The organism is Pseudomonas matsuisoli, assembly GCF_014647635.1.
Lineage (GTDB): Bacteria > Pseudomonadota > Gammaproteobacteria > Pseudomonadales > Pseudomonadaceae > Pseudomonas_P > Pseudomonas_P matsuisoli.
The window spans coordinates 1-9,763 of record NZ_BMPO01000016.1; the positions used below are offsets into that span (position 1 = coordinate 1).

Below are 9,763 nucleotides of genomic sequence, written 5' to 3' on the forward strand. Positions count from 1 at the left end.
GGCAAGCAGATCGTATGTGCCGCGATGCGCAAGCTGCTAAACATCGCCTATGGCGTACTCAAATCCGGCGTCCCCTTCGATGCAAAACTGGCACTTGCTCGGTAGAGGGGGAAGACGGTATCTACGTCGAGTGCGGCATAATCCGGGGCCTATCGATGAGGCCCTTGATGAACGTAGAAGACCTGCGCGTGTTCGTGGCGACGCTGGACGAAGGCAGTTTCACCGCTGCAGCTGAAAAGCTCGGTGTCTCCAAGCAATACGCCAGTCGCCGCACCATGGCACTTGAGGAACTGCTTGGTGTACGTCTGTTGAACCGAACGACACGCCGATTGCAGCCAACCGAGTTGGGCATGCTGTTGTACGAGCGTGCGGCTCGGATCCTTGCCGACCTGCAGGAAACCCAAGAGCTCGTCTCCGACCGGAGCCCGGTGGTACGTGGCACCTTACGCATCAGCGCACCCATGACGTTCGGCACGCTGCATATCAGCCCCTTGCTGCCGCTGTTCATGAAGCAGCATCCGCACATGGCGCTGGAGCTCGAACTCAATGATCGGGCCGTGGACCTCTTGGCCGAAGGCTACGACATGTCGATTCGCATCGGTACGCTCGAAGACTCCACGTTGGTTGCGAAACGCCTGACGGCGATGCAAATCGTGATCTGTGCAAGCCCTCACTATTTGGCGACGCATGGCACGCCAACGACGCCGGATGATTTGCAGCAACATGCCTGCCTTCTCTACGGCCACAGCCGGCTCGTCGAATGGCGTTTTCAAGAGAACGGCAAACCCGTGAGCGTGCCGGTGACGGGTAACCTGCGGGCGAACAACGGTGAGATCATTCGGGACGCGGCCGTCGGGGGCATGGGGATCGCGTATCTGCCCACGTTCATCATCGATGGTGCGTTGGAAAACGGCTCACTGGTTCCCATCCTAGGCGCATACCAACCGCCTCAGGCGGCCGTGTATGCGGTCTACCCGCATCATCGTCAATCCGCCCGCGCGGTACAGGTGTTTTCTGACTTCTTGCGCCAACAGCTCTCATCCCTCAATGATCGTCAACCTTAGAGTGACGATCATTCACTCACCTGGTCGTTAATTACGCGAATTGCGGACAGTAGAATGTCGCCATCAGCAGCGTTGGGCACTAACGCCCAGGCTCGACAGGAGATATCGCCATGCTCGCCATTCGCAAAGCTTCCGACCGCGGCGCCGCTAACCACGGCTGGCTCAAGTCATTCCATACCTTCTCGTTCGCGAGTTACCGCAATCCGAGTGAACAGGGTTTTTCGGACCTTCTGGTCATCAACGATGACACCGTCGCGCCTAGCCAAGGCTTCGGAGAGCACCCTCACCGCGACATGGAAATCTTCTCGTATGTGCTGGAGGGCGAACTCGCTCACGAAGACAGCATGGGAAACGGCTCGGTGATTCAGCCGGGTGACGTACAGCTGATGAGTGCAGGTCGCGGCGTAGCGCACAGTGAGTTCAATCACTCCGACACAGCCGCTGTGCATTTCCTGCAAATCTGGTTGGTGCCGAACGTGCGCTCCGCTGAGCCCCGCTATCAACAAGTGCATTTCAGCGCCGAGCAAAAACGCGGACGCCTGCAATTGATCATTTCACCCGACGGCGCGGAGGGGTCGCTGGAAGTGCGTCAAGACGCTCGCGTCTACGCGGGATTGTTCGATGGTGATGAGCGCGCGAAGCTAGAGGTCAAAGGCGATCGGCATGTCTACGTGCATGTCGCACGAGGTCGCGTTGAGCTCAATGGCGTCCATATGGAAGCTGGCGACGGCGCTCGCCTTCGTCACGCCAGCGCCATTGAGCTGGAGCACGGAAAAGACGCTGAAGTGCTTGTGTTTGACTTGCGACCGAATGAGTTACCGAAAATGCCGTAACGCTTCGTTGCAGCGCTTATCGCTGAACCCATTCGATGGTTTCAACCATCTGCGAGTCGGTAAGCGTTTCGGCGACGGCGCTTGGCTTCGTACATAGCGCCGTCGGCCCTGGCAAGTATCGCCTCGCTCGTCAGGTCGTTTTCACATCCAAATGCTATGCCGACACTGACGCCCACGGTAAGCGCACCTACGGGCAATGCGAAGGGCTCGGCGATGGCAGCAGTGATGTCGTCGGCGATGCGACGCGCAATGTCTTCGGTCGGCACGCTATCGGCCACCACGATGAATTCGTCCCCCGCCAGGCGGCACACGAAGTCGCCCTTTCTGACCGACTGGGACAAGCGCCGGGCAACGTGACGGAGCAGTTCATCGCCTATGTCGTGGCCGTGGACATCGTTGATAGCTTTGAATCCGTCGAGATCCATGAACAGCACCACGAACGGGGTGGGATCCTGTCGTACCCGTTGCAACGACCGCTCTAACCGATCCTGTAGCGCACGACGATTCGGCAAATCGGTTAGGGGGTCGAGCATGGCCTTGTCGTAAAGGGTACGTTCGATGCGCTTCTGTTCGGTCACATCGTTGGACATGACGAAAAAGCCGGCGACTTCGCCGTCGCGTATGTCCGGGATGTAGGTGGCGCTCCAGATCCGCTCCTCATTCGATCGGTACTGGACGGCGTCCTTGGTGACACGCTCACCCGCTAGCGCCCGCTGGAAAAAGGGCAGCAATTCATCGAGCAATTCCGGGCCCAACGTCGCAGTGACAGGCTGGCCATACAGCGCCGCGGGCTCGATGCCGAAGACTTCCAGGTAAACCCGATTGTTGAAGCGATAACGCAGCTCGCTATCCACCTGTGCGATCAATATAGGCAGGTTGTCGGCGATGGTTTGCAACGTACCCTGGCTACGCACCAACTCCTGAGTTCGTTCTTCCACCGAGCGTTCGAGCTGCTCCTGGTATTCGAGCAGTACCCGTTCACTCTTCTTGCGGTCCGTGATGTCGAGCACTACGCCGATGAAGTGATCCGGAGCGCCTGACTCGTCATGCAGCAGGGATACGCTGATCTGCACCCAGATACTCTCGCCGGATTTGCGGATGTAACGCTTCTCCATCGAAAAGCTTCGCCGGACGCCCGACTGCAATTCCGCCATCAAGACGAGATCGTCATGCAGATCATCGGGATGGGTGATTTCGCGGAATGTCTTCGTTTTCAGCTCATCCGCAGTAAAGCCGGTAATTTCGCAAAACTTTGGATTCACTTCGATGAAGCGACCCTCGAGGCCCACGATGACCTTCCCCGTAGGCGTTTCGTGGAAGATCGCCCCGAATCGAGCATCGCTGCGCACGCGGGCCTGGCGCTCCTCCTCCCAAACAACGCGGCTATGCGCGTTGACCCGGCGATTCAGCAGTTCACGCTCCACAACGCGAGCCAGGTCCATCAACGCAGCCCTTTCGCCATCGGCCAACACTCGCGGCTTCGTATCAATGGCACAAAGCGTACCCAACGTTAATCCATCCTCCGTTCGCAACGGCACGCCCGCGTAAAACCGCACGTTGGGCGGACCGGTGACCAGCGGGTTATCGTGAAAACGTGGATCGCGTAGCGCATCTTCGATGACGAGCACATCGGCGACATGTAATGCATGCGCGCAGAAAGCCATGTCTCGCGGCGTCTGCTGAGCCTCCAGCCCCACGCGAGACTTGAACCACTGACGGTTTTCATCAACGAGTGAAACCAGTGCGATGGGTACCGATAGCACCTGGGAGACGACACGCGTAATACGGTCGAACGCCTCCTCAGGGGGAGTATCGAGAATTGCGAGGTTTTGCAGGAGCGTTAAACGCGAGCGTTCATTCTCAGGTTCTGAGGCTATTAGCATGGCATCGTCAAGTGGCTGGCGCGCGCTTGCCTTACGGTCGTGATGATCGGAAAGCCGTCACGCTGACATATTCCGACCACAGAGACCACAGGGAGGTGCCCTTTTCCTGAGCGCAGCCTGAATCGCGGCGGGCGCTTTCCCCTGCTCTCAAACTGCCGGCTACGGAGTCAATCGCCCTATACATAGGCGCGTGAGGCCCCCGCCGATGCGCCCCATCAGGATAACGAGGCAAGGTTCACAGTGTCAGCTGCCTCCAAGCGAAGCTCACGGAAGCGCTCCGACGACATGGGGCGCCCGAGGTAATAGCCCTGCGCCTGATGGCAGTGCATGGCCGCGAGTTTTTCCAGTTGCTCGCGGGTTTCGACGCCCTCGGCAACGACCATCAGGGACAATGCGTTTCCCATGCTGATAATGGCCTCGACGATGGCTTGGTTGCCGTGCGCGTCGATGTCGGACACGAAACTACGGTCTATTTTCAGGCAGTCAAAAGGATAGGTGCGCAGATAACTCAAGGACGAATAGCCCGTTCCAAAATCATCCATCGACAGCCGAACGCCCAGCGCCTTCAGCGCTAACATGGTCTCCAGTGCGCTGTTGGCATCATCGAGGAGCACACTTTCGGTGATCTCCAGCTCAAGGCGTTCGGCACTAATGCCGCTGTGTTGAATCGCGACACGAATGCGGTCGACCAGATCATCACGCTGGAACTCTACCGGCGACAGGTTCACCGAAACGATCAAGTGGTCTTCCCAGCCAACGGCCTGGATACAGGCCTCCCGCAGCACCCAGTCGCTAAGCTCGAATATTAATCCGGTCTCTTCGGCGGTCTGGATGAAATACCCAGGTGATAACAAGCCGCGCGTGGGATGCTGCCAGCGAACCAACGCTTCAGCGCCTGCCAGCCGCTGCGGTTGCGCATCGAAACGGGGCTGAAACTCAAGTTTGAACTCGTGGCGTTTGAGTGCCTGCCGAAGGTCGCTCTCCACTCGACGGCGTTCCAAGATACGTTCGTTCATCGTGCGCTCGTAGAACTGGCAAATGCTACGACCTGCTGCTTTGGCTTCGTACAAGGCGATATCGGCATATCTAAGTAGGTCGTCTGCGGTGGTCCCGTCGCCAGGCGCAGTTGCTACGCCGATACTGGCACCGATGTTGATCTCTTGGTCACCGAACGTGATGGTCTGGTCCAACCGCTCCAATAACCGATCACACAGCCCTTGCGCCTGGGATCGCGTGACGCACCCCGATGTCACGATAGCAAACTCGTCCCCACCGGTACGGGCAACCAGATCTACGTCGCGGGTGCAGTTCTTCAATACGCGGGCAACTTCGCGCAAGACAAGATCACCCGCCGCGTAGCCAAGCGAATCGTTTACCGGTTTGAAGCGCTCCAAATCCAGCGTGATCAGATAGATCGGCTTTTCGGCGAATACACCTTCGTTGAAGCGCTGGGACAGGTACAGGCTAAGGTTGTGCCGGTTTGCCAAGCCCGTCAGTGCGTCGTGCTGGCTGATGTGCTCCACCCGCGCTTTCGCGTCGAAGGCTTCGGTGACGTCGCAGACCGCGCCTTGAAAGCCGGTGAGCCTATCGCCCTGCATGATTGCTTTTGCGGAAAGCTGGCAATGTTTACGCATACCGAACGGGTCGAGCATTTCACAAGACACCAGCGTGCGTGCGAGAGCGCCTCTGTCGACCTCCCGGGCGGCGGTTTCTAAGGCCGATGGCTCATAGCCCAGGAGTTCGTAAAGCGGTTTACCGAGCCAATGCTGACGGTCGAACCCTGTGACCTCGGTGAATCGATCGGACAAATACACTAGGCGCTGCTGGATATCGGTTTCCCAGATCCAATCTGAAGACGCCTCAGTGACATTGCGAAAACGCTGTTCGCTGTTGCGGAGCGCTTGCCCCGTATCGTCGATGAGGTTGGCCGCTTCGGCGATTTTACGCTGCAGGTACCAGATAATTGCGCCTGCCGCGAAGCCAAGCGTTATCAACATGGGCAGAAATCGATCGAGCAGCGTTCGACCGTAATCCTCATTTTCCCACTGCAGAACGATAGGATCGCCTGGGCTCGATTGCAGGACGATCGAAGGGCCTACCAGGCGACCATGAATGTCACCTTGAGCACCCAACGCTTGCAGGTCGAATGCATTGCCCATGGCCGCAAGTTCGCTGTCGCGCAGCACGTCGACATACAGCAAGTACGAAAGATCTGCGAAATTCTCGTAGGAACTGTCCGGACGCATGACCGCAGCAGAGACGATTGCAGGCTGCCCCTTGATAAGAAAATAGCTCTGCGCATAGCCATCTTCTTTGGATTTTGCGCGGGCGATCGCAAGCAGCTGATCGAGTCTAGGCGGAAGCCACTGACGGGCAGCCTCCTCACTGAGTTTGCCTTCGACGACGCTGTAGTGAGTCTTAAGGTCGGGACCGACAATGAAAACGCCATCAACGCCATACTTGCTGTAGAGCGATGATCCAATGTTATTGCGGTCGTAAAGCCACTCGCTGTCTATCGCGCCATGCGTGTGGTCATAGGCGTCTTTCCAGAAGGCGTAGTCCACCAAGGCCGTGCCCACTTTGTCCTGCTTGAACTCGACTGCTTTCACTGCATCTGCTCGGCTATGCAGGTCTTGCCTTTCGTCAAGCTCCGCGCACAAATAGACCAGCGCTGCGCAGGCCAGCGCGAAAACCAGGACGATGAGCGCAATGAACCCAAGCGACGCCTCTCGAGCGGCGGTCGTGAGCGTGAAATGAATCGGGCGCGTCGCCGCAGGGTTTGCGTGCGAGTCGTGGGGAAGCATGGTCAGTCCGACAGGATGATGTACTTAACCCTGTATCGACTCGATCAATATCGACTTGACGTCTCCCGCTGACTCGCCGATGAACTGCGCGTTGCACAAAAGCATTTGTCCGATGGCGCATCGACCGGAACGCGTGGGCTAAACGCGTTTCGATCGATGCACCAAGCGTGCAGGTAAGAATTGCACCGGGTGGAAGAAAAGCGCTCCAAATGACGCCGGCCAATGAGGAGTAGGCGCAATTTTGTAGCTTGCTCTTCGCTGCACGCCATCACTAGGTGATGTAGGAATGGCGCGCCAGTAACGAAGCCCTCAAACAATGAAGGGCCGAATGCGTGGAAGGCAGTCGGCCCTTTCTGGTAGATCAGTCGTCGGTCGAGGTCCCGTAACGCCAGCGGGTGAAATGATAGAGCGCGATCAAGCCGCAGATGAACACAATCGGTATCAGCAACATCCCCGACAGCAGTGAGCCCCACCAGGCAACGCTCGATTGCCAAGTTCTCCCTTTACCTTCTGCAACCATCGCCAAGCGCGTGGGTACCTCGGCAAATCGTGCGTCTGGCGTCAGTACATTCACCTGAAGGCGGTATTCACCGGGCGCCACAGGTATATGGGAAACCTCCCGGGTGATTTCATTGCTGCCGTAACTGGTGAGTTCTTTGCCGACGCTACCTTCACCTTCAGCCACGAAGTCGCCTTCACGAGTGCTTAATTTCCACTGAAGCGTCATCGGCGCGGGTGGATATTCGACCCAGATTTCGTTTTCCCAGATTTGCCCACCGGACAATTTGCGTACCGTGAAGAGCGGCAACTCCGTGGTAGAAAAAACGATCGCCAGCGTATCGAACTCCAGTGTCCTAATCTGCACCGGTAGATCCAACTCATCTTTGCTATCCAAGCGAATTGGCACATCTACGGGCAGCGTCGTTGCCCAAACTGAAAACAATCGCAAGCCGACGATAAACAGCAGAAGAATCCCACCAATGCTCGCCCACAGAAAGGTCTTGCTCTTGTAACTCACCCCACGACTCCTGCCCGTTCGGCGCATACATGAAAATGCCCGCAAGGCTAACCGATATAGGCCACGCCTCCTATCGAATTGCCGATGCGGGCATGTAGGTGCGGCAACAAGCCTCACCTACGATGAGGTAAGTTAGCCGGCTAACACGCCGTCGACGAGCGCTTTCGCCTCTTCCTGAATTCGCCTCAAGTGTTCTTCGCCTTCAAAGCTCTCGGCGTAAATCTTGTAGACATCCTCGGTGCCGGATGGCCTCGCTGCAAACCACCCGTTGTCCGTGACGACTTTGAGCCCGCCAATCGCCGCGCCATTACCGGGCGCTTCAGTAAGAATCTGAGTGATTGGCTGGCCGGCAAGCTCAGACGCGGTTACCTGGGACGCAGAGAGTTTGCCGAGACGAGCCTTTTGCTCGCGGTCCGCTGCAGCATCGATGCGCTGATATACCGGCGCCCCAAAGCGTTGCGTCAAAGCCTGATAGCGCTCACCGGGGTCTTTACCCGTCACCGCTGTCATCTCAGCTGCGAGAAGGCCAAGGATGATGCCATCTTTGTCGGTCGACCACGCACCTCCCGCTTTACGCAGGAATGATGCGCCTGCGGACTCCTCGCCACCGAAGCCGAGACTGCTGTCCATCAATCCATCCACGAACCACTTGAACCCAACAGGGACTTCAATGACCTGACGACCAATGCCCTGAGCAACCCGATCGATCATCGACGATGAAACCAACGTCTTACCAATCGCCGCATCACGACTCCAGTCGGGTCGATGAGTGAACAGGTATTCGATGGCAACCGCCAAGTAATGATTTGGGTTAAGCAGCCCCGAGGAGCGAGCGACAATGCCATGACGATCATGGTCGGTGTCGCAAGCGAACGAAACGTCGAAGCGATCTTTGTTCTCGATCAGTCCTGCCATGGCGTGTGGAGAGCTGCAATCCATACGAATCTTGCCGTCCCAGTCCAACCGCATGAAGCGGAAAGTTGGATCAACTCGGGTAGACAACACTTCCAGCGGCAAGCTGTAGCGCTCGGCTATGCGTGTCCAGTAATGCACGCCTGCTCCACCTAAGGGATCGACTCCGAACTTCAGGCCAGAACGTTGGATGGCCTGCATGTCGATAACTTGCTCCAGGCCTTTCACGTAACTGTCGATGAAATCAAAACGCTGCGTGGTTGAAGCTTTTAACGCTTGCGCGTAGCTGATTCGACTTACGCCCTTGAGACCCGCTATCAGCAAGCTATTAGCGCGCTCCTGGATCCATTTCGTTACGCCGGTATCCGCCGGCCCGCCATTTGTGGGGTTGTATTTAAAGCCACCATCTGCTGGCGGATTGTGCGATGGCGTGATCACAATGCCGTCTGCAAGGCCGCGATCACGTCCTTGGTTGTATTCAAGTATCGCATTGGAAATCGCAGGTGTCGGCGTATACCCGTGTTCACCATTGGTTTCCGAACAGCCCGCATCGATCCGAACCTCTATGCCATTTGCTGCCAGAACCTCCAACGCAGAAACGAACGCTGGCTCAGATAGCCCATGCGTGTCCATCCCGATAAATAGAGGACCATCGATACCTCGCTCACGACGGTAGTCGCAGATCGCCTGGGTAGTCGCAAGGATGTGCCACTCGTTGAAACTACCCTTCAAAGAGGAACCGCGATGACCCGACGTGCCAAACGAGACCTGCTGAACTGGATCTTGCGGATCCGGTCGTTCGCTGTAGTAGCGAGAAATCAATCGGGGCAGATCGACCAGGCTATGTTCTTCGGGAAGGCGTCCTGCGTTGGGGGCAATGCTCATAGAGGGTCCTTTGGATTGGTTGAATGCGTGCCTTAGTAGACCATGCTACCGACTCTTAAGGCATTTATACCTGATACGGCTGTTGGACCGATCTCAGTACACAAGGGTCCCTCCGGTTTAAAAAACGCAGCGTCGTTAAGCGGTTAGCTTGATTCATATCGAATCAAACATAAGCGAGCGTTATTCAGATTTGATATCTATGAACGCATATCCAAGCGCGCAAGCTTGTAATGCGTGCGCCTAGAGGAAGGCGGAGATCGCACGTTTTCTACGCCCTTCTCATGCCCCTATTTTCCGTCCGCAAAAGAAAACCCCCAGTCTCTTTCGAGGCTGGGGGTTTTCGGTATAGGTGCTTGACGATGAC

The 9,763-nt window shown here is 56.9% G+C and carries 6 protein-coding genes and 1 pseudogene; 3 read left to right on the forward strand and 4 right to left on the reverse strand.

Annotated elements, in window-relative coordinates:
- The 3 genes and pseudogenes from IEY47_RS20375 to IEY47_RS20385 all read left to right on the forward strand — a co-directional run.
- A pseudogene (locus tag IEY47_RS20375) lies at positions 1-105 on the forward strand (IS110 family transposase); the annotation flags it as partial.
- 62 nt (positions 106-167) lie between these two features.
- Entirely contained in the window at positions 168-1,064 is an 897-nt protein-coding gene (locus tag IEY47_RS20380; protein WP_188986160.1) for a LysR family transcriptional regulator, read from the forward strand.
- Positions 1,065-1,174: 110 nt separating this feature from the next.
- Positions 1,175-1,897 (forward strand): pirin family protein, encoded by a 723-nt coding sequence (locus tag IEY47_RS20385; protein ID WP_188986162.1) that lies wholly within the window; start codon positions 1,175-1,177, stop codon positions 1,895-1,897.
- 41 nt (positions 1,898-1,938) lie between these two features.
- Here IEY47_RS20385 and IEY47_RS20390 read toward each other — a convergent pair whose 3' ends face one another.
- The 4 genes from IEY47_RS20390 to pgm form a co-directional block, all read right to left on the reverse strand.
- A complete protein-coding gene (locus IEY47_RS20390; RefSeq protein ID WP_188986171.1) occupies positions 1,939-3,780 on the reverse strand; it encodes a bifunctional diguanylate cyclase/phosphodiesterase in 1,842 nt (613 codons plus the stop codon).
- Between the two features lie 215 nt (positions 3,781-3,995).
- Positions 3,996-6,584, reverse strand: a complete 2,589-nt coding sequence (locus tag IEY47_RS20395; RefSeq protein WP_188986173.1) for a bifunctional diguanylate cyclase/phosphodiesterase — start codon at positions 6,582-6,584, stop codon at positions 3,996-3,998.
- Between the two features lie 361 nt (positions 6,585-6,945).
- Entirely contained in the window at positions 6,946-7,602 is a 657-nt protein-coding gene (locus tag IEY47_RS20400) for a hypothetical protein (RefSeq protein ID WP_188986175.1), read from the reverse strand.
- A 132-nt stretch (positions 7,603-7,734) separates the two neighbouring features.
- On the reverse strand, positions 7,735-9,399 hold the full coding sequence (pgm, locus tag IEY47_RS20405) for a phosphoglucomutase (alpha-D-glucose-1,6-bisphosphate-dependent) (protein ID WP_188986177.1): 1,665 nt from the start codon (positions 9,397-9,399) through the stop codon (positions 7,735-7,737).
- Between the last annotated feature and the right edge of the window lie 364 nt (positions 9,400-9,763).